Here is a 22558-nt window from a genome sequence, read left to right on the forward strand (position 1 = left end):
TGTGGATTATTAAAAAAATTCGGTGGAAACCCTAAAACCAAAAGCCTACGGAAAAATACCAAAAACTATGGCTTATTTCGGGCGAGAAACTGTACTTAACTTGTATGGGGCCCAATAAGGTATCTACGGAATAGCCCAAGCCATAACCGGAGTAATCTGGAAGTGTAAACCACTCACCAGATTCAAAAAGGTCGTCTTCTACATTGGCCCAATTGCCTTCTAGGATAATGTAATGTTTTTTAAAAATCTCGTAGTGGGCACTAAAGGCACCTTTTATGTAACTATTTCCGGTTAGGGATATGAAATCGTAACCTACAAAGGGCACAAAGTTATTGATAAAGTTGTTGCCGTAGCCCCCTAAGGCAAAATCTAAGGTCTTTGTGGTTTTGTCGCCAAACTTTAGGCCCCCATTGGTTTCTATGTTAAACGACAGTTTGTTGGACAAACTAAAGGCATACCGCAAATCGGCTTTTACCATGGTAAAGTTTTCAAAATCGGCATTAAAACTGGAAGCGTACACATAACTATGTATATCGCCATTAAAGTAAACGCCTCTTTTTGGGAAATAGGAATTGTCGTAAGTATCTAATTTTAAATTGCCAAAAAAGCTTAGATAGTCGGTATTCTCAAAAACGAATTCTTCGGTTTGGTCTTCGGCTATAATGGTTTCTGTTTTTACTTTTAGCCGCTTGTGTTCGGCTCCCAGGCTAAGTGCAAAGTCTTTTCTAAATAGGGTTTGCAGGTAAAACTGATTGGTTTGGTCGCGCAACTGTGCATCTACTTTGTTTAGTCCAGTTACCGATATTTCGGTTTCGTCTAGCAACAACTGGGCGCTAATGTTTTTATCGAACTGGTTGTACCTGGATTTTACACCAATGCTCCAATAAAACCCTTTGTCTATAAAATACTCAAAATTATACCGTACGTTATCACCCAATATAAGGTCTAATGATGCTACATCGTTATGGAATAACCAGCGCTTTTTTGTTAGGTTAATAAGGGCGGCACTTTTATATAGATTATCGTAATGGAGCCCTAATTTTATAAAGGTGCTTGCTTTGGTTTCTCTTAGGTTTGTTATAAGGTTGTACCCTTCTTTGGTTTCTGATTTTTTTAATTGATAGGTCACGGCATCAAAATTATTGGTGGCTACCAGATTGTTAATGCCTTTGGTGAAATTGGAATAACTGATTTTCTCGTTGTTCTTAAATTTAAGTTTACCCAGCACATAAGACCTGGTGTAGTTGTTATTGCCCTTTACTTCAATATCGTTTATTGTAACGCTGTCTTTGTGCTTTATTGTTACATCAAGCGGTGCATCTTCAATAGGTTTACGAACTACTTTCTTTAAGGCCTCGGCATTGTTAATGGCGGCTTGCATGCCGTTTTTGATAATCCTGGAGCCTTCGCTAAATGATATAACGGAGTAGTCTTTAATGTTTGGCTTTATGTAAATATCGGTCTTGCCTACTTTTAGCTTCATATCGTTAATGGTACGAAAGTTATTTATTTGTACCAATACATCTGGCGCGGAGGTTAATTCGTCGCGATTTGCCAATCCGTCTTGAACGTCTACGCCTATAATAACGTCCATGCCCTTAGCTCGCAGTTCGTCTATAGGATAGTTGTTTACCACACCCCCATCAATTAGCACCTCATTATTTATTATTACGGGCTGGAATAAGGATGGTAGCGCACCACTGGCCATAACGGATTGTGCTAGGTTACCGTGGTCTAGCATAACGGGTTTTCCGGTTTCTACATTGGTAGCGATACAGAAAAAGGGTATGGGCAATTTATCAAAATCGTGAATTTCGTTTACGTGCAAAGTGAGTTTTGCCAGCAGGTTATAGGTATTCTGACCTCTGGATAGGGCCGATGGCAGTTTTATTTTAAAGTTATCAAAGGGTAAGCTTACGGCGTATTTTTCTGAACTGCTGCGCTCAAAAAAAGCCTTGGAGGCTCTTGGTAGGTCGTCGTTAATGAGCTTATCGAAATCGACTTTCCTAAAAATGGAATCTAATTGTTTTCCGGAATATCCTGATGCGTAAAGCGACCCTATAATGGCGCCCATGCTGGTTCCTGCTACATAATCTATTTTAACTCCTAAACTGTCTATAACTTTAAGGGCTCCTATATGGGCCAAGCCTTTGGCGCCACCACCACTTAATACCAAACCCACTTTTAAATCGTCCTGTTCTGCGGTTTGGGTGTGCCCTGTTACGCAGATAAGGCATATTAAAAGGGTTATCGCTTGTTTCATATTCGTTTTTAGTTTATGATGTTTTAAAGTTAAAAGTTTATAAAGTTGTTTGCTAAAATGTGATTGTATTTTTTGAGATTCCTCGTCACTCGTACCTCGTTCTGTCGGAATGACAAGTCACTCATAACTCTGAACTTATAACTTTAAGCTTGCCAAAACTTTTCACTTTTGTCTTTTAGTTTTTAATTTTTATCGTGATAATAATTATATACTTTCTCGGCCCGTGCTACTCCTACTACCGCTTCTAGCTCATCTAGCTTGGCATTGGCAACGCGTTTGGCCGATTTAAAATGCTTTAATAAATCTACAACCGTTTTTTCACCAACCCCTGCAATGGTCTCTAACTCTGTGTTTAACGCACTTTTGCTACGTTTATTCCTGTGATGCTCTATACCAAAACGGTGCGCTTCGTTACGCAACTGTTGTATGATTTTTAGGGTCTCACTTTTTTTATCTAAATATAAGGGAATTGGATCATTTGGATAGAATAATTCTTCTAAACGTTTTGCTATACCGATGATGGCTATTTTTCCTCTTAATTCTAGAGCATCCAAGCTTTTTAATGCTGAGGACAATTGTCCTTTACCTCCATCTATAATAATGAGTTGCGGTAAGGGTTGGTCTTCATCCTGCAAGCGTTTGTACCTACGATACACCACTTCTTCCATAGAGGCAAAATCGTCTGGGCCTTCTACGGTTTTTATGTTAAAGTGCCTGTAATCTTTTTTACTGGGCTTGCCGTTCTTAAATACCACGCAAGCAGCAACGGGGTTGGTGCCCTGTATGTTGGAATTATCAAAACACTCAATGTGCCGGGGTTCTTCTTTTAGGCGTAAGTCGGCTTTCATCTGTGCCATGATTCTGTTTACGTGCCGGTCAGGATCTGTTATCTTAATTTGCTTAAAACGCTCCATACGGTAATATTTGGCATTTCTAAGCGATAAATCTAATATGTGTTTTTTATCGCCCAACTGTGGTACGGTTACTTTAATGTCTTCGCCTATATCTACTTTAAAGGGCACGTAAATTTCTTTGGACTTAGAATGGAAGCGTTGCCTGATTTCTGTAATGGCCAATTCTAATAATTGGGTATCGGACTCGTCTAGCTTTTTCTTGATTTCTAAGGTATGTGAACGGATAATAGACCCATACGATAACTGTAAAAAGTTAACGTAGCCATAGCTTTCATCACTCATTATCGAAAATACATCTACATTACTAATCTTGGGGTTAACTATGGTAGACTTGGCCTGGTAATTTTCCAAGACCTCTATTTTTTCCTTTATTTTTTGGGCCGCTTCAAACTGCATATTTTCTGCCAATTGTTTCATTTGCTTTTTAAATTGCGATAGCGAGTCCTTAAAATTGCCTTTTATAATTTCTTTAATGTCTTTGATGTTCTGGTTGTAAGCGGCTTCTGTTTCTAGACCTTCACAGGGGCCATTACAATTTCCTAAATGGTATTCTAGGCACACTTTATATTTATTGGCTTGTATTTTGGTTTCAGACAAATCGTAAGTGCAATTACGTAAGGCATACAGTCCCCTTATTAAATCCAATAGGGTTGAAACGGTTTTCATGCTGGTATAGGGGCCAAAATACTCACTCCCATCTTTAATGACACGGCGGGTGGAAAACACTCTTGGGAAACGTTCATTTTTTATACATATCCATGGGTAAGACTTATCGTCCTTTAGCATAACGTTGTAACGGGGCTGATATTTTTTAATCAGGTTGTTTTCCAGTAAGAGCGCATCGGTCTCGGTATCTACTACAATGTGCTTTATACTTGCTATCTTTTTTACCAATACCCTGGTTTTACCATTATCATGGGTTTTGGTAAAGTAAGACGACACTCTTTTTTTTAAATTCTTAGCTTTGCCTACGTATATTATGGTTCCATTGGCATCGTAATATTGATACACGCCTGGCTGGTTGGGAAGGGTTTTTAATTGTATATCTAAGGCAGGTTTTTCCATGACATTCAAAGGTAATTATTTTATTAGATATTTTAGACCGCTTTGCTGTTAAACCTGTCTGCCCACAGGCAGGTCTTAACTATTGCCAAATGCCTTAAATGTCTCGGTCTCTCTATTCTCTTTTCTCATCTCACTTTTCTGTTCTCTCTATTCTTTTTTTAACTACATTGCGCCACATTTAAATGCACATGAGTAAAAAAATTATTGGCCGATCGGATATTATAGATTTTCCAGAACTGGGACTGTTTAATATTGATGTAAAAATTGACACCGGGGCCTATACCTCAGCCATCCATTGTTCTGAAATTATTGTAGAGGGTGATGTGCTACGCTGTATTTTTAACAGTGATGTACATCAAAACTTTGGTAAGACAGAAATTGTGTTTAACAACTTTTCCAAAACCAATGTTAAAAGTAGTAATGGGTACAAGGAAAATAGGTATAAAATAAAATCGGAAGCTATGTTTTTTGGGAAAACTTACAAGATTAACCTAACTTTAAGCACGCGTAGTGATATGAAGTTCCCTGTGCTAATTGGCAGACAGTTTTTAAAACGCAAATTTATAGTGGATGTTGATTTAGAGAATGTCTCTTATGATTATTGTAATAGAACAGAGAATAGAGAATAGAGAGTAAAGTCTCTTATACCTGCCTGCAGGCAGGTAATAGCGAAGCGGTCTCGCTTATAAAATATACTTATATGAACATAGTTATTCTATCCAGAAACCCGAATTTATACTCTACCAACAGACTGGTTGAAGAGGGAAAAAAAGAGGGCATCTTGTAGAAATCATCGATCCTTTAAAATGTGATATTATTATTGAAAAGGAAAAGCCTACTATTTTTTACAAAGACCGTTATCTGGATTATGTAGATGCTGTTATTCCAAGAATTGGGGCATCGGTAACCTTTTATGGTTGTGCTGTGGTACGCCAATTTGAGATGATGAACATCTTTACCATTGCCACTTCTGATGCCATTCAACGCTCCCGGGATAAATTGCGAAGCCTACAGCGTTTAAGTAAAGCGGGCATTGGTATGCCCAAAACGGTATTTACCAACTATTCGCGCGATGTGGAAGAGGTTATTGAGCACGTAGGTGGTGTACCCGTTATTATAAAATTGCTTGAAGGCACTCAAGGATTGGGTGTGGTTTTGGCCGAAACAAAGAATGCGGCAGAGTCGGTTTTAGAAGCTTTTAATGGTCTAGAGGCCCGTGTGATTGTCCAAGAGTTTATAAAAGAGGCCAAGGGTGCCGATATTAGAGCGCTTATTGTAGATGGGCATGTTGTTGGTGCCATGAAGCGCCAAGGAAAAGAAGGCGAGTTTCGCTCTAATTTGCATCGGGGCGGGTCTGCCGATATCATTAAATTAAATGAAGCTGAGTTGGCATTGGCCATGAGGGCATCACGGGTCCTAAAACTACCTGTTTGTGGAGTGGATATGCTGCAATCTGGTCGCGGACCACTACTTTTAGAGGTTAACTCTACGCCTGGCCTAGAGGGTATTGAGGCCGCCACTGGTAAAAACATTGCAAAAAGTATTATTACTTATATTGAACGGAATTATCATCGATAAATAAAACACTGAAAGTATATAATATGAGCAACACTTTAAATATACTTGACACCAAAATATATCCTGGGGAAAGCAAGGAAGTTAATTTTGATGTGGCAAACCTACATACCTCTTCGCCTGTTAATGTGCCTGTTATTATAGAACGTTCTAAAAAACCTGGCCCTATTGTATTGTTTACAGCGGGCATTCACGGCGATGAAGTTAATGGAGTAGAAATTGTTAGACAGCTTATTGCCAAGGGCATTAATAAACCCAAATGTGGCACCATTATTTGCATTCCCATCATCAATATTTTTGGCTTTATAAACTTAAAACGCGAATTCCCCGATGGTAGGGATTTAAACCGGGTATTCCCGGGCAGTGTAGATGGATCGCTGGCCAGTAGGGTGGCACACAAATTAATTCATGATGTGGTACCTTATGTCGATTATATTATGGACTTCCACACAGGGGGTGCAGGACGTTTTAATGCCCCTCAAATACGTATTTCAAAAGAAAATAAACAACTTAATGAATTGGCAAAAATCTTTGGAGCGCCCTTTGTGCTTTACTCCAAAAATTTAAATAAATCGTTTAGAAACACCTGCTATAAAATGGGAAAACCTATGCTGCTTTTTGAAGGTGGTAAATCCTACCATATTGATACCATTATTACAAACTCTGGTGTTAATGGTGCCAAACGGGTTTTAAATCATTTAGGCATGTTAGCTTCCAAGTTTAAGGCTTCCAAACCTAAAAAAGATACGGTTTTTATTAACGAAAGCCGTTGGCTTAGAGCTAATTATTCTGGTATGTTTAGAGCCACCATATCTATGGGGTCGCAGGTTAGAAAAGGTGCTGTACTGGGTAGCATTACAGACCCCTATGGTAAATTTAACCATGCCGTAAAAGCAGCAAACTCTGGGTATATCATTAATGTAAACGAATCGCCTGTTGTGTATCAAGGGGATGCGCTATTTCATATCTCTACAAAACTTAAACGCTAAGGTTACCATGTTAAAATCTGAATTACGAAAAACTTACAAATCGCTTCGTAATGCACTATCTCCAGATGCTATTGATGCATTGAGCCTTGCTATAGCCAATCAGCTTTTAAAGCTCCCTATTTGGAAACACGATTTTTATCATATCTTTTTGGCTATTGAAGAACAGAAAGAAGTCAACACCGATTATATTTTGAATATCCTCTCTGGAAAAGACAAACACATTCTTATTAGCAAAAGTGATTTTAAAACGGGAGCGATGACACATTTTTTATTGACCGACAGTACTGTTATTAAAAAGAACACATACAACATTCCTGAACCAGAGGATGGCATTGAAATTCCAAGTGATAAAATTAATGTGGTGTTTATTCCGCTGCTTGCCTTTGATGAACAAGGAAACCGCATAGGCTATGGTAAAGGGTTTTATGATCGGTTTCTATCAGAATGTAAACCAAATACCTTAAAAATTGGATTGTCTTTCTTTCCTGCTGAAAAACAAATTACAGATGTTTTTGAAAGTGATGTTCAATTGGATTATTGTGTAACGCCAGATCGGGTCTATAAGTTTTAAGCAGCTTCTTTTTTAAAGGCCCTCTTATTAAATACAATTAACATAATAAATCCGGTGCTTATGGCCATATCGGCAACATTAAACACGGGTTCGAAAAAATTAAACCGCTTGCCCCCATAAAAAGGCAACCAACTTGGCAAATCTACTTCAAACAAGGGAAAATACAGCATATCTACAACACGTCCATGCAATAAGGTATCGTAACCGCCTCCTTGAGGTAAGAATGTGGCAACTTGGTTAAGACTATCATCAAACAATACACCATAAAAAACAGAGTCTATAATATTGCCCATAGCCCCCGAAAATATCAATGCAATTGCCACTATCAATATTTTGGATGCCTGCTTTTTAGTAGCATCATACAACCAATACCCTATACCAAAAATGGCTACCACTCTAAATAAGGTTAATGCAATCTTAGCAGTCCTTTCAGGAATAAATGATATAAAATCACTAAGCTTTGTGCCCCAAGCCATCCCATCATTTTCAATAAAAAATATTTGAAACCAACTAAACACTTCAATGCTTTCCTGTAATTTAAAATGTGTTTTTATATAAATCTTGCTCAACTGGTCTATAAGCAATATGATAATGATAAAGAGAATGGATTTTTTTAACGTCATGATGGTATTGGTTCTAAAGCATGGCCTTCTAAAATAAAAAAACGCCTCGCTTTTAACCGAGACGTCCCAAATATATATTAATTTATTAAAACCTACTGCATATTTTTAGCTTCTATACTCAAAGTAGCGTGTGGCACTAATTTTAAACGTTCCTTATTAATTAGTTTACCTGTTACTCTACAAACACCATAGGTTTTGTTTTCAATTCTAATTAGTGCATTCTTTAGGTCGCGAATAAACTTTTCTTGCCTAATGGCTAACTGTGAATTCGATTCCTTACTCATCACTTCACTACCTTCATCAAAAGCTTTAAATGTGGGCGACGTATCTTCGGTACCGTTGTTATGGTCGTTCATATACGCACTTTTTATAAGCTCTAAATCGTGCTGCGCTTTTACTATTTTTTCTTGTATCAGTACTTTGAATTCTGCCAAGTCTTTGTCCGAATATCTTACGTTTAAATCTGAACTCATAATCTTAGTGTTTTTGGATATACAATTTGGTATTTACATCATCAAAGGCAATTTCTATACCGTTATCTAATTTATCAATAATCTCAAGCTCATTGGCCAACGTTTCCGTTTTTATATAAGCCATATTTGCATCTACTGCATTTATAATTTGATCATCTTTTTGAAGCATGACATCTATTCTATCTGTCACCTCAAACCCAGAATCCTTTCTTAAGTTCTGAATGCGGTTTACCAATTCTCTGGCAATCCCCTCTCCTTTCAGGTCGTCGGTAATAGTTACATCTAAGGCTACTGTTAAGTTGCCTTCGTTAGCAACAAGCCATCCTTCAATATCTTGCGATGTAATTTCAACATCATCAAGCGCTAAAGTTATATTTTTTCCGTTAACTACAATATCTAAAGTGCCATTTTGTTCTATTTTGTTAATATCTTCTGCTGTAAAGTTAATTACTGCATTGGCAATGGCTTTCATATCTTTACCAAACCGTGGGCCAAGTGCTTTAAAATTTGGCTTTATTTGTTTTACCAAAATGTCTGAGGCTTCTTCTAAAAGCTCCACTTCTTTAATGTTCACTTCGTGTTTTATTAAAGCTGAAACGGCCGCAATCTCCTCTTTTTGCTGCTTGCTGGCAATAGGAATCATGATTTTTTGAAGCGGTTGGCGCACCTTTATCTTTTCCTTAGCCCTTAACGACAATACTAAGGAAGATATTGTTTGTGCACTTTCCATTTTTCGCTCTAATACTTTATCTACATAAGATACATCAAATTTTGGAAACTCGGCCAAGTGTATACTTTCAAAGGTTTCTTTTTGGGTTACTGCATTTAAATCCATGTACAAGCGGTCCATAAAGAACGGTGCTATGGGCGCTCCTAACTTAGCAATGGTTACCATGCAGGTGTACAGGGTTTGGTAGGCCGAAATTTTATCTTGTTGGTAATCGCCTTTCCAGAAACGTCTTCTACTTAAACGTACATACCAGTTACTTAAATAGTCTTGTGTAAAATCTGAAATCGCTCTAGCTGCCTTAGTAGGTTCGTATGTTTCATAAAAAGCATCTACTTTTTGTATTAGGGTGTGCAATTCAGAAAGGATCCATCGGTCTATTTCTGGGCGCTCTGCTAATAGGATGTCTGCCTCACTATAAGTAAAGGCATCTAAATTGGCGTACAATTGAAAGAATGAATAGGTATTATAAAGTGTTCCGAAGAATTTACGCTTCACTTCCTCTACACCATCTAAATCGAACTTTAGGTTATCCCAAGGGTTGGCATTGCTAATCATATACCAACGGGTGGCATCGGCACCATAAGTAGCCAAGGTTTCAAAAGGATCGACAGCATTTCCTAAACGCTTTGACATTTTTTGTCCGTTTTTGTCTAACACCAATCCGTTAGACACTACATTTTTATAGGCTACCGAATCGAACACCATAGTACCAATGGCGTGCAGTGTATAGAACCAACCACGGGTTTGGTCTACACCCTCTGCAATAAAATCGGCCGGGAAAGCTCGTTTGTCATTCCGAACTTGTTTCGGAATCTCGCTTTCAGAACCTGAAACAAGTTCAGGTTGACAAACAGGGTCTATTTTTTCCTTATTTTCAAAAGGATAGTGCCACTGTGCATAAGGCATGGCACCAGAATCAAACCAAACATCAATCAAATCACTTTCACGATACATCTTTTGTCCGCTAGGTGCCACCAAAACAATGGCATCTACAATGTTTTTATGTAAATCGATTTTAGCATAGTTGGCTTCAGAATTATTACCTACCTCAAAATCTTCAAAAATATCTTTAGCTAATACACCTGCTTTAACGGCTTTGGCCATCTCAGTTTTAAGTTCTTCTACAGAACCAATACAAAGCGTCTCTTTACCGTCTTCTGTACGCCAGATGGGTAACGGAATGCCCCAATAGCGGGAGCGAGACAGGTTCCAATCGTTTGCATTGGCCAACCAGTTACCAAAACGCCCCGTTCCAGTAGCCTTTGGTTTCCAGTTAATGGTTTCGTTAAGCTCGTACATACGGTCCTTAACATCGGTTACCTTTATAAACCAAGAATCCAATGGGTAATATAAAATAGGCTTATCCGTTCGCCAACAGTTTGGGTAACTGTGTTTATATTTTTCAACCTTAAAGGCTTTGTTTTCTTCTTTTAATTTAATGGCAATTTCAACATCTACTGAACGCTCTGGTGCTTCCCCATCGTTATAATATTCGTTCTTAACATATTTGCCTGCAAACGCACCCATTTCGGGTCTAAACCGCCCTTGTAAGTCTACCAACGGTACTAGGTTGCCTTGCTCATCTTTTACCAGCATGGGTGGCACTTCGGGTGTGGCTTGTTTAGCAACTAGGGCATCATCAGCTCCAAAAGTTGGTGCCGTATGTACAATACCCGTACCATCTTCGGTAGTTACAAAATCGCCCGCAATAACCCTAAAGGCATTTTCTGGATGATCATTGGGCAGGGCATAAGGCAATAATTGTTCATAGGTAATGCCTACTAAATCTTTACCAACAAATTCCTTAACTACATAAAAAGGTATCTTTTTATCACCCGCCTTATAGTCTAACAAAGCAGCTTTGGTTTCTACCTGATTGAATTTCCCTGAAAATTGATAGTTAACCAATTTCTTGGCTAAAACCACATTCATAGGCTTAAAGGTATACTGGTTATAGGTTTCAACCAATACATAATCTATTTTGGGCCCAACGGTTAGGGCCGTATTACTTGGTAAGGTCCAAGGGGTCGTTGTCCAAGCTAAAAAGTAAATATCGCCTTCGTTCTGTAAAAAGCTTGGAAGCGATTCTGGTTTTGCTTTAAACTGGGCTACTACTGTAGTATCGGTAACATCTTGATAGGTACCTGGTTGGTTTAACTCGTGCGAACTTAGCCCCGTACCTGCTTTTGGCGAATAGGGCTGTATGGTATACCCTTTGTACAACAAATTCTTATCATAAATTTGTTTTAACAACCACCAAACACTTTCCATGTATTTAGGTTCGTAGGTAATGTATGGATCATCCATATCTACCCAATACCCCATTTTTTGTGTAAGGTCATTCCATACATCGGTATAGCGCATTACGGCTTTACGGCATGCGGCATTATAATCTTCAACAGAAATGGATTTTCCAATATCTTCTTTAGTAATACCCAATTCTTTTTCTACACCCAGCTCAATGGGCAGTCCGTGGGTATCCCAACCTGCTTTACGCTTTACTTGAAAGCCTTTCATGGTTTTGTAACGCGGAAAAATATCTTTAATGGCACGTGCTAAAACATGATGCACTCCGGGCAGACCATTTGCTGACGGCGGCCCTTCAAAAAACACAAACGATTCGTGGTTTTCCCTAGTGGAAACGCTTTTATCAAAAATATTGTTTGCTTCCCAATAGTTAAGAATGTCTTCTGCTACTTTTGGCAAGTCAAGTCCTTTATATTCAGCAAATTTAGCTTTCATTATATCTTTTTTTTAGACTTTAGAGGTTACATCGCGTGTTTAATAGCTCGATTCTTAGATTCATCGGTCGTTACCGCCCTTTGAATGATACTATCAAATTCTGCTCTCTATTCTCTATTCTCTCTCTTCGTTCGTTAATCAAAAATCGTTAATCGTTAATCTCTCTTTTCTCTTTTCTCTTCTCTCTATGCTCTGGTTAAACCAAGCTAACCTATTAGTAATCACTTCCATTACGTGTTAATATAACGCCCATGGAGGTATTTCTAATTGAGGTGCGAAATTAAGGAATTTTGATAAAATAGAAGCAAAAAATTAGGATGAAGTCTTTATCTTATTTGTTTAACCCCAAACAACAAGAACAACATGTGGCGCATTTTGGCTTTCATCTTTTCGCGAAGCAGCATACAGGCCTTGCTAATGTGCTTGTCTACAGTCTTGACCGATATGTTTTTAAACTCTGCAATTTCATTATAAGTTAAGCCTTCCTTTTTGCTCAATAAAAAGGCCTCTTTACACTTGGGTGGCAATTGTTCTATTTCCTTTTGCACCAAGGCCATAAGCCTGTTGGTTTCGGCTTCATCATGTGTATCATAAAAGAGGTCTAATTCCTCAATGTATTTTTTCTCCAGGGCTGTTATGGCTATATCCTTTCGGTACTGGTCTACAAACTCATTGTAAACCGAACGGTAAAGCAAGCTCTTAATAGAAACATTAACATTTAAGTTTTTTCGCTGTTCCCAAAACCGTAAAATTACATTTTGTACAATATCCTCACTTTTAAAATCGTCTCTAGAAAGGTTGGCGGCATAATCGCACAACGGTTTATAGTACAGCTCTACCAAATGGGCGTAAGCCGCCTCATCCCCTTTTATTAGTTGGGTAATCAGGTATTTTTCATCTGTAAAAGTCGGTTTCAAAAGTGCTAATTATAAGATATTGAATAAACAAATGTAAATTTTTTTTCGAGAAAAATGGGGAACTTGAATTTTTGTTTCGTCTTAGAGGTATAAGCTATTAAAAATGGATAAAAAGATTGAAGCGATCATTACACGGTTTTTAAACAAGGAGGCCAAAATGGATGAACTCACCACCTTAGAAGCTTGGCTTAGAGATCCCAAAAACGAGCGCTTGTTCCGTAGCCATATAAAAAGCAACGCTGTTTTTAAGATGGCCTTAAAGCAATATGATGTAGCGGCTGCCAAAGCCACCATACTGCACCGTATTAAGCAAGAAAAAAGCCTGTTCTATAGATTTAAAACCCAAAACTACTACAAATACGCCGCCGCCATTCTATTATTAGCAGCCATCGCCATCCTTATCCAGACCAATGTCACCCAACACCTAACACCCAACACCCAACACCCAATTATAGTAAACAACCAAATAGAAACAGGCACCAACAAAGCCACCCTAACCCTAGAAGACGGCACCATAGTGCCTTTGGAAAAAGGCATCTCATACCAAACAACATACGCCAGCAGCAATGGCGAGCAACTAGTTTACAATACAGCAAAAAGTAACCAAGAGCCAAAGGCTAAAGGCCAACAGCCAACCACCAACACCTTAACAATTCCTAGAGGCGGCCAATACCAACTAACCCTCGCCGACGGCACCAAAGTCTGGCTAAACTCCGAAACCCAAATAACATACCCCATAACCTTTACCGACGGCCAACCCCGTGAAGTCCAACTCATTTACGGCGAAGCCTATTTCGATGTTTCCCCCAGCACCGAACATAACGGCTCCAAATTTAGAGTATTGTCACCAAAACAGCCGTCTGTCACTTCGAGCGCAGTCGAGAAGTCTTTAGCGTCGAGAGATCTCAGATCAAAAGATCTCACCCAAATAGTAGAAGTCCTAGGCACCCAATTCAATATCAAAGCCTACAAAGAAGAACCACAGATATATACCACCCTTGCGGAAGGCAAAATTGCATTGGCCGCAAACGGTAAGCAAAATATCATGGTGCCGGGACAACAGGCCATTTTGGACCCTGAAAATCAAACCCTTGCTATACAGCAAGTCAACGTCTATCGTGAGACCGCCTGGAAGGACGGTGTCTTTAGCTTTAGCGGCAAGCCTTTAGAGGATATCATGCAGGTGTTGGCGAGGTGGTACGATATCGATCAGGTTATTTTTAGTGATGAGACCCTAAAAAAACGACGTTTTATAGGCTCCTTAAATCACAACCAAAGTATCGAGACTATATTAAAGGCCCTACGCAGTACAGAAGCCATTAGCAATTATGAGATAAATGATAAAACGATTATTTTATATTAATTAATAACAACAAAAACTAATTAAAACCAAAACCAACGCTTATGAAACATAACTAACTATAGAGAAAAGACCACGCCTGTGGCGTGATTAGTTCGACCAGACAAGTTTAAAAGCACGCCGAAGGCGCACTTTTAAACTTGGGGTCTCACTAAAAAAAGGGAAGCAGGGCTCAAACTTTGGACGGTACAAGCCTGCTATCCCCCAGTACTAGCAATTAAATGTTTAACTAACTAATACCCTGTAAAATTAATGAAAAATCAAATATTAACGCTTTCCTTCTCTCGGAAAGTCCTATTAGAATTGATTATGCGTACACTATTTCTACTTTTATGTACCAGTGTGTTTAGCATCGCGCCCAGCAATTTGTTATCGCAAAGTGCCAAGGTGACTATTGAAAAAGATACCTTAATGAGTGTTAATGCCGTTTTTGAGCTTATAGACCAACAAACGGAATACAGCTTTATTTACCCCGAAGAACTTTTTGAAAACAGTGCGCCCATCGCCTTAAAAAAAGGAAAGATGTCGGCCACAAAATTACTCTCCATAGCGGTGGCCAATAGCAAGGTCAACTTAATCCTGACCAAGGATAACACTATTCTTGTAAAGACTAAAAGCCAACAACAAATCCAGGTTACCGGTAAGGTGACCGATGAAGCAGGCATACCTGTTGTGGGTGCTACTGTGTTGATTAAGGGCACGACTAAGGGTACGGCTACTGATTTTGATGGTAATTATAATATTACCGTACCCAACCCTGAAAATGTATTGGTTTTTTCTGCTTTGGGGTTTGGTATGCAGGAAGTAACTGTGGGGAGCCAGCGTGTTGTTAATGTGACACTTAAAGAAAGTATAAGCGAATTGGATGAAGTGACTTTAAGGGGATATTACTCAACAACTAAAAGAGAAGTAACAGGTAGCGTTGCACGGATTAAAGCCGAAGACATCGAAAAACAACCAGTATCAAATACCTTACAAGCTTTACAAGGTAGAGTATCTGGAGTTGATATACAACAATTTTCTGGACTTCCAGGAGGAAATTTTTCAATTAGAATCCGTGGACAAAATAGTCTAAACTTTAATGCAAATGAACCATTGTATATAATTGATGGTGTACCATTTACTGCCCATTCATTAGACAATTTAGCTCCATTAGTCTATGGACAAAATGAAGCAATAAGTCCACTCAATATTATTAATCCAAATGATATCGAAAGTATTGAAATACTTAAAGATAGTGATGCAACCTCAATTTATGGATCAAGAGGTGCCAACGGAGTTGTATTGATTACAACTAAAAAAGGAAAAATTGGAAAAACTAAATTCGAATTTAACATAAAATCGGGAGTAGGAAAAGTTGATAACTTTATGAAGTTACTAAACATTGATCAATATTTGGAAATGCGTAATGAAGCCTTTGCAAATGATGGGAGAGTTCCAGGGTCTCGAGATTATGATGTTAATGGAACTTGGGATAGTAATAGAAATGTTAATTGGCAAAAAAAGCTAATAGGAGGAAGCGCTGAATACACGGATGCTCAATTATCTGCTACTGGTGGAACCAGGAATATACAATACTTTTTTAATGGAAGTTACCATAGACAAACTACTGTTTTTCCTGGAGATTTTAATTATAAAAGATATACAGGACATTTATCAGTAAATCACACTTCCGAAAATGAAAAGTTTCAAATTAACATATCCTCAATCTTTTCAAAAGATGATAATAACTTGTTTAGAAAAGATTTGACAAAAACGGCATTAACTTTAGCTCCAAACGCTCCCGAGCCTTTCAATGAGGATGGAACTATAAATTGGGCCGATGGTGCCTGGGATTCTCCCTTTGCAGATTTAAGAAGACCTTATAATAGCAAAACAGAAAATTTTTTAGGTAACATGTTATTTAATTATTCTTTTCTTCCAAATCTCAAATTTAAAACTAACATAGGTTATTCATCAATTGGGATGAATGAAAAACAGCTATATCCAATAGAAGCTGCTAATCCAGCCTTTGGTGCTAGTGGTTCATTTCAGTCTTCAGATAGTGATATTGAAACTTGGATAGTTGAACCTCAATTGGAATATCAAACACAAATAGGGAAAGGTCAATTATCCTGTTTAATCGGAACTACTTTTCAAAGTAGCATTCAAAAAAGTTTGAACCTTATAGTTGGAGGAATTGAAAATGATGCGTTAATTGAAAACATTAGTGCTGGAACTTCAATTAGAGCGACTAATACTTATACGGAATACAAGTATAGCGCTATTTTTGGAAGGTTAAATTATTCTTGGAATAAAAAGTATTTTCTTAATCTCACTGGAAGGCGGGATGGTTCTTCACGTTTTGGGCCTAATAAACAATTTGGTGATTTCTATTCAATTGGATCGGCCTGGTTATTCAGTGAGGAACATTTTATTAAAGAAAATACACCATATTTAAGTTTTGGTAAAATACGTGCTAGTTATGGTACTACTGGAAATGATCAAATAGGTAATTATGAATATTTGGACACTCACAGTTCATTAGGGTCTTATATGGGGGGAAATACCCTTTATCCAACTAGGTTGGTAAACACAAAATATGGATGGGAAATCAACAAGAAATTTGAAACCGGATTAGATTTAGGGTTTATAAATGATCGCATTTATCTTATTTGTAATTACTATCAAAATAGATCGTCCAATCAATTAGTAGGCGTTTCATTACCTGCCATCACTGGTTTTAATACTGTTCGTGCTAATTGGCCTGCAACCGTTCAAAATACAGGTTGGGAATTCGAAATGCGTACAGAAAATGTTCAGCGACAAAATTTTACCTGGAATACTTCTTTTACTATTAGCTTCCCTAAAAATAAACTTGTAAACTATCCAGATTTTGATGCTTCACCTTTTCGCAACAGTTATGTTATAGGAGAGTCTTTAAATATTTCTAAAGCCTATAATTTTATCGGTGTTGACCCACAAACGGGTTATTCTATTTTTGAGGATTTTAATGGAGATGATAGGATTTCTTCTCCTGAAGATAAGCAAATAATTGTAAAAAATGGAAGGGAATATCATGGGGGATTACAAAACTCGTTAAATTTTAGAGGATTTCAGCTAGATGTTTTTCTCCAATTTGTTAAACAAAAAGGGAGATCTTATAAGAGTGGATTTGCACCTCCGGGTTGGGTACAGGGTTTGATCTCCAATCAGCCAGTTGAAGTTTTGAACCGTTGGCAACAACAAGGAGATATAACAGATATTCCAAGATATTCTGCAACAGATTTTACTAATGTAATTTTGCCTTATATTATTTATTGGCAAGATAGTAATGCTGTATATGAGGATAAATCATTTATTCGATTAAAAAATGTCTCGCTATCTTATAATTTTCCATCAAAACTAGTTGACCAATTAAAAATAAAGCAAGCTCAAATTTATATTCAGGCCCAAAACCTAATTACTTTCACTAAATATAAGGGATTAGATCCAGAAACAGGTAATTCTGTTTTACCTCCTTTAAAAACAATTATAACTGGTATACAATTAGCATTTTAATCAAACTAAAATTTATGAAATAATGAAAAAACACAACGTTATAATAAGCAAGAAATTTTGGTCTAAAAGAATTTTTATATTAGTATCATTACTAATTATTAGTTTGAGTTGCGAGGATTTTGTACAATTAGATCCTCCACAAGATCAATTAGTCAGTGAATCCGTTTTTACTTCTGAATCAAATGCAAATGCTGTCATTAGAAATATATATCGTACATTTTTTTTAGTCGGCGCAAGAAATAGTATCACTGTGTTAGGTGGTTTATCTTCAGATGAGTTTGAAGAATTTAGCTTAACGGATGAGTTTTATTTAAATGCAGTAAGACCAGAAACTTTTGCTGTTTATCAAAACTGGGAATTGCTTTATAAAATAATTTATTTAACAAATTCAGCAATTAATGGATTGAATAGTTCAACCGAAATTACTTCGGAAATTAGCACACAATTAATTGGGGAAGCCAAATTTTTAAGAGCCTTTAGCTATTTTTATTTAGTTAACTTATGGGGAGAAATACCAATAATAACAGATACCAATTATGAGGAGAATAAACTCGCATCACGCATGCCAGTTTCGAATGCTTATGAATTAATTATCGATGATTTATTAGAAGCTATTCAGTTTCTTCCCGAGGATTATAATCATTCCAATGGAGAAAGAGTTAGGACCAGCAAAAGTGTGGCTTATGCATTATTATCAAGAGTTTATTTATATCTTAAAGATTGGGAAAACGCCGAAATTTATGCAAGTCTAGTTATTGATAATTCACAATATTCTTTAGAACAAGATTTAAATAATGTTTTTTTAAAGGATAGCCAGGAAGCCATATGGCAATTAAAACCCCTTAATACAATTGGATATACATATGAGGGTAATTTTTTTATTTTAACAAGTCCTCCAGGGTGGCTTTATCATATTATATACTCAACTCATTTGAAACTGGCGATCAAAGAAAGGTTAGCTGGATTGGAAGTTATTCTAGTAATTCAGAAACTTGGTTTTATCCATTTAAATATAAGGTTAAAACGGAATTTGATCCTAACAACGTAACAGAATATTCAATTTTCTTGAGATTGTCAGAACAATATTTAATTCGAGCAGAAGCAAGAACAAACAAAGGTAATATAATAGGTGCGCAAGATGATTTAAATAAAATCAGAAATAGAGCAGGATTAGGCAACACTTTAGCTATAACAGAAGAAGAAATGCTCTTGGCAATAGAGCAAGAAAGAAGGGTGGAACTGTTTTCCGAATGGGGGCATCGCTGGCTTGACTTAAAAAGATGGAATAAAGCTGATTTGATATTGGGCCCAATTAAATCTGACTGGCAACCATTTGACATCTTATATCCAATACCCCAATCTGAAATTGAAAGGGATCCTAATCTTACACAAAATGAAGGTTATTGATCTTTTATAACCTCTCAAAAAGGAAGAATTTTTTAATAAAAATTAAATATAAATATCGAATATTATGTTGACAAATATTAAATATAAAATAATAATTTTGGCGTTAAACTTAAGTTGTCTAGTTTTTGCTCAAAATAACTTTGAAAAGATTAAACCTTTGAACGTTGGCGACAAGGTTCCAAATTTTACTTTAAAGAATCTTATCCACTATCCTACAAAAGCGGCAAAATTATCCGATTTTAAGGGAAAGCTACTCATCTTAGATAATTGGTCAAGGGGTTGCAAGTCGTGTATTGAATCTTGGCCTAAATTGGTTCACTTACAGGAGAAGTTTAAGGATAAATTGCAAATTGTATTGGTCAATCCTTATGACAATGAATCCCAGGTTAAATCATTCGTGGAAAAAAGAATAAAATTATTGGGACTCAAGATGTCAATTCTTCCTATGATTTGTGGAGATACTACTACTAGGCAATTATTTCCATATCAGAGTGTGCCTCATGTTGTGTGGATAGATCCTGAAGGGGTTGTTCATTCCATTACCGGTGGTCCCGAGTTAAATGAAAAGAACATTGAGGCTATACTTGAGGGTAAATCTGTTAATATGCCTCAAAAAGAACGTATAAAAAAGAGGATAAGTGATCTTAATAAATTTGAAATTTCAAAACCTCTCTTTGTTGACGGAAATGGTCAAGAGCAATTGGCTAGTAAATTTGTTACGCAGTCTGTACTAACTGAAGATGCAGGTAATTATCATTATCTATCTGTTTTACCTCATCCCTCGAACGGCAATGTAAATCTTCAAAAAAGTAAAGTCATGTATGCAACGGCAGCTACTATAATGCAAATGTACGCTTATGCTTATAGGGCGAGGAACAACGCAACAAAAGATTATATTAACCAATATTATTATTATTTGATGGATCAGCACAATTTATCAGTTGTTAGGTCGGGGCGTATTGAATTGGATGTGAAGGATCCTTCTCTATATACTACTATACGGTATAATTATCAACTTTTTGTTCCTGAGCCTGTTGCTGCCGAAAAACTTCAAAAAATGATGCAATTAGATCTTAAAAAATATTTTGGGTTGGAAGTAGGATGGGAAAAACGTAAGAAGAAATGTCTGGTATTTACTATTGCAGATACCTCAAAGATAAGCTATAACTCCACAAATACACCAAAATGGAGTGATCGAAAAGCTGTTATTAATGATGTAAAATTTACCGTTAAAGGACATCGAATGTTTTATGTTATTAGCGAAATAGAAACTCAAAGTGAGTACGGTTACTCGGGCAAGTATCCAATAGTGGATGAAACAGGTATGAATGGTCTCGTTGAATTTGAAGTGGAGGGCAATATTTACAACCAAAAAGACCTTGATAAAGCATTATTTAATAAATATGGAATGCATTTTACACTTGAAGAAAGAGAAGTAGAGGTTTTAGTTATTAGTGAACCTGAAGGGTATGTTTTTCCTTATAAACAATTAATAGACGATGACGTTTCAAATTAGTAATGATTTCAGATGGAAAAAAGATATTCATTTGGACGCTTCTGTTTGTAAGCTATTGTAGTACTGCACAAATATTGGAACCAGTTAAATTAAATTTTTCATCCAATAAAACAGACGCAAACCCGCTGGGCGAAGCTTGCAACTTCGCTCCCAAACAGGTTCAAGGCCATACTAAACAAGAAAGAGTAATTTTTTTCATATTTAAATTGAGTTATAATTAGTAGTGCATGGGCGCTCTAGGTAAAACCGAGTGCCCATGTTTTTTGAGGTATCAATTAACAATAAACGATATAATAAACATGAACTTAAAAGCACCCAAACCAAAGCTCATAAGGCCCCGCTGCCTCACAAATCCTTTCGTGGGGCCCCGCTCATGCAAAGATAGCACAACCATAAACCAATAAAACATTAAAAACCATGACATAACCAACAACACCCCCAACAACCAGCAATCAACAAAGCAAAGTACTTGACCACTGAAAAAACCTAGCCCACTGGTCTCTCAAACCAAACCACAGCCCTAGGTAACCCATGCTATTATCAAGAACATTATAAATAGGGATTTTATACAAAATAAAACCTTAAAAAAATGTACAAAACCATAGTAAACGACACAGAAACAGAACTAAAACACATACAACAAACCACCCCGGACCCCCGGGAATGCACCGAAAAACAAATGGCCCGTTGCTATAAGGCCCTCTGCAGGATGGAGGCCCTGGCTCGGGAAGCGGGACTGGGAACCCCAGAAGAAGAGGTTTCCTTTTTCAAGACCCATTTGCCCAGCATGAAGTCCAAGATCATCTTTAAGAGCGAACGCCTCAAAATCATAACCAAACGGCCCATCGGGCCCGTGGCCGAGCAACGGCAGTACCTTTTGGGGCACTTGGAGCGCATACAGGGCCTGTTGGCCTACCACAAGGACTTTTGGGAACACTACCAACGCAACGATAGGGACTTTGACACCCAAAACTTCACCCTAAAGGAGACCCTGCCCATAGTGGACGCCCATACCTGCCAACTGTACATCTTCGGGCTGGCCTCCGCCCGCGACAATACCGTGGCCTCCTACATGGCCAATGAACGCCTAAAGCATTTTGTTGAAGAAGAACTGGCCAAATTGGACCAACAGGAAGCCCCCCTATCCAAGCCCATAACACTGCCCCAATTGGAGTGGACGGCCTCTAAAACGGATTTGGTGGAAATCCTGCTTGGCATATATGAGGAGAGGATGGTAAACAACGGCGAGGTAAACTTCGCCGACCTAGTCCGTGGCTTTGAGACCCTGCTGAACATTAAACTTGATAATGTTTACAAACTCATAGACAACATAGGCGAACGGGATATAGGGCCCCTTAGTGCCTTTAAGAGACTGGGCAAAGCGGTATTGCGCTTTTTTGATAGACGGGACGGATTGGGCACAAAAAAATAAATGGTAAAGGCAAACCTTTTTAAAATAAGCTGGGGTTAACAGGCCCCGGCTTATTTTTTTTTGAAAAAAATCGATTTCATTTCTTGTTGATTGTTAAGTGATTAACCCTAACCCATACAAAAAACCCGGGTCGCATGACATTGATATGGACAGGGGTTTAGAATACTTTGTTCGATATTCGCCGAGTCGTTACAAATAATGACGGAAATTTACGATTTAAAATGTGCTAATTACAGCTTTAATCCGAAGCTTAATAAACATAAAAAGTAAGCGCATAATAATGTAAAATAAGAGAAGAGAACGGGTAATGAATTATGAATTCAGGATTCAGGATTTGGGATTATAATACCACGGTTATGCTTAAAACTGTTAGGCTGAACATTAAAGAACTAAAAAAAAAATGAAAAATGTTAAAAAACAAACGAAATGGGCTCCCCTATT

At 37.5% G+C, this 22558-nt stretch carries 15 protein-coding genes and 1 pseudogene; 10 read left to right on the forward strand and 6 right to left on the reverse strand.

Translation table 11 applies throughout. The annotated features are described in order from the left end of the window. Positions 1-31: 31 nt before the first annotated feature. Complete coding sequence (locus tag AC5SR4_RS04985; RefSeq protein ID WP_495358434.1) at positions 32-2263, reverse strand: patatin-like phospholipase family protein; 2232 nt, start codon at positions 2261-2263, stop codon at positions 32-34. A gap of 182 nt (positions 2264-2445) precedes the next feature. After that, positions 2446-4242 carry an excinuclease ABC subunit UvrC gene (gene uvrC / locus AC5SR4_RS04990; protein WP_495358435.1) on the reverse strand — a complete coding sequence of 599 codons (1797 nt, stop codon included), beginning with the start codon at positions 4240-4242 and terminating at the stop codon, positions 2446-2448. A 188-nt stretch (positions 4243-4430) separates the two neighbouring features. Here uvrC and AC5SR4_RS04995 point away from each other — a divergent pair, with 188 nt between their 5' ends. The 4 genes and pseudogenes from AC5SR4_RS04995 to AC5SR4_RS05010 all read left to right on the forward strand — a co-directional run bounded on the left by AC5SR4_RS04995 (position 4431) and on the right by AC5SR4_RS05010 (position 7377). Next, positions 4431-4871, forward strand: coding sequence for an ATP-dependent zinc protease family protein (locus tag AC5SR4_RS04995; RefSeq protein ID WP_495358436.1), 441 nt, complete (start codon positions 4431-4433; stop codon positions 4869-4871). Positions 4872-4942: 71 nt separating this feature from the next. Next, positions 4943-5820 (forward strand): annotated as a pseudogene (rimK, locus tag AC5SR4_RS05000) (30S ribosomal protein S6--L-glutamate ligase). Between the two features lie 23 nt (positions 5821-5843). After that, positions 5844-6806: a succinylglutamate desuccinylase/aspartoacylase family protein gene (locus AC5SR4_RS05005; RefSeq protein WP_495358437.1), complete on the forward strand. Its 963-nt coding sequence runs from the start codon at positions 5844-5846 to the stop codon at positions 6804-6806. Positions 6807-6813: 7 nt separating this feature from the next. Next, entirely contained in the window at positions 6814-7377 is a 564-nt protein-coding gene (locus tag AC5SR4_RS05010; protein ID WP_495358438.1) for a 5-formyltetrahydrofolate cyclo-ligase, read from the forward strand. On the opposite strand, the gene AC5SR4_RS05015 is transcribed toward AC5SR4_RS05010, so the two are convergent. The 4 genes from AC5SR4_RS05015 to AC5SR4_RS05030 all read right to left on the reverse strand — a co-directional run bounded on the left by AC5SR4_RS05015 (position 7374) and on the right by AC5SR4_RS05030 (position 12862). Continuing rightward, positions 7374-8000 (reverse strand): lipoprotein signal peptidase, encoded by a 627-nt coding sequence (locus tag AC5SR4_RS05015; protein WP_495358439.1) that lies wholly within the window; start codon positions 7998-8000, stop codon positions 7374-7376. The genes AC5SR4_RS05010 and AC5SR4_RS05015 overlap by 4 nt on opposite strands. 92 nt (positions 8001-8092) lie before the next feature. After that, a complete protein-coding gene (locus AC5SR4_RS05020; protein WP_495358440.1) occupies positions 8093-8473 on the reverse strand; it encodes a TraR/DksA family transcriptional regulator in 381 nt (126 codons plus the stop codon). A 4-nt stretch (positions 8474-8477) separates the two neighbouring features. After that, positions 8478-11945 carry an isoleucine--tRNA ligase gene (gene ileS / locus AC5SR4_RS05025; protein WP_495358441.1) on the reverse strand — a complete coding sequence of 1156 codons (3468 nt, stop codon included), beginning with the start codon at positions 11943-11945 and terminating at the stop codon, positions 8478-8480. A gap of 326 nt (positions 11946-12271) precedes the next feature. Then, positions 12272-12862: an RNA polymerase sigma factor gene (locus tag AC5SR4_RS05030; RefSeq protein ID WP_495358442.1), complete on the reverse strand. Its 591-nt coding sequence runs from the start codon at positions 12860-12862 to the stop codon at positions 12272-12274. 103 nt (positions 12863-12965) lie between these two features. Between AC5SR4_RS05030 and AC5SR4_RS05035 the strand changes: the two genes are divergently transcribed. The 6 genes from AC5SR4_RS05035 to AC5SR4_RS05060 all read left to right on the forward strand — a co-directional run bounded on the left by AC5SR4_RS05035 (position 12966) and on the right by AC5SR4_RS05060 (position 22117). Next, positions 12966-14225, forward strand: a complete 1260-nt coding sequence (locus AC5SR4_RS05035) for a FecR family protein (RefSeq protein ID WP_495358443.1) — start codon at positions 12966-12968, stop codon at positions 14223-14225. Between the two features lie 249 nt (positions 14226-14474). Further along, on the forward strand, positions 14475-17762 hold the full coding sequence (locus AC5SR4_RS05040) for a SusC/RagA family TonB-linked outer membrane protein (protein WP_495358444.1): 3288 nt from the start codon (positions 14475-14477) through the stop codon (positions 17760-17762). Positions 17763-17784: 22 nt separating this feature from the next. Further along, complete coding sequence (locus AC5SR4_RS05045) at positions 17785-18810, forward strand: RagB/SusD family nutrient uptake outer membrane protein (RefSeq protein ID WP_495358445.1); 1026 nt, start codon at positions 17785-17787, stop codon at positions 18808-18810. Continuing rightward, on the forward strand, positions 18726-19169 hold the full coding sequence (locus tag AC5SR4_RS05050) for a RagB/SusD family nutrient uptake outer membrane protein (RefSeq protein WP_495359161.1): 444 nt from the start codon (positions 18726-18728) through the stop codon (positions 19167-19169). The genes AC5SR4_RS05045 and AC5SR4_RS05050 overlap by 85 nt, the downstream gene beginning before the upstream one ends. Before the next feature lie 64 nt (positions 19170-19233). Beyond that, positions 19234-20685 (forward strand): TlpA family protein disulfide reductase, encoded by a 1452-nt coding sequence (locus AC5SR4_RS05055; RefSeq protein ID WP_495358446.1) that lies wholly within the window; start codon positions 19234-19236, stop codon positions 20683-20685. A 589-nt stretch (positions 20686-21274) separates the two neighbouring features. Further along, positions 21275-22117 (forward strand): RteC domain-containing protein, encoded by an 843-nt coding sequence (locus tag AC5SR4_RS05060; RefSeq protein WP_495358447.1) that lies wholly within the window; start codon positions 21275-21277, stop codon positions 22115-22117. The last annotated feature ends 441 nt before the right edge of the window (positions 22118-22558 follow it).

Source organism: Aestuariibaculum scopimerae (assembly GCF_059428085.1).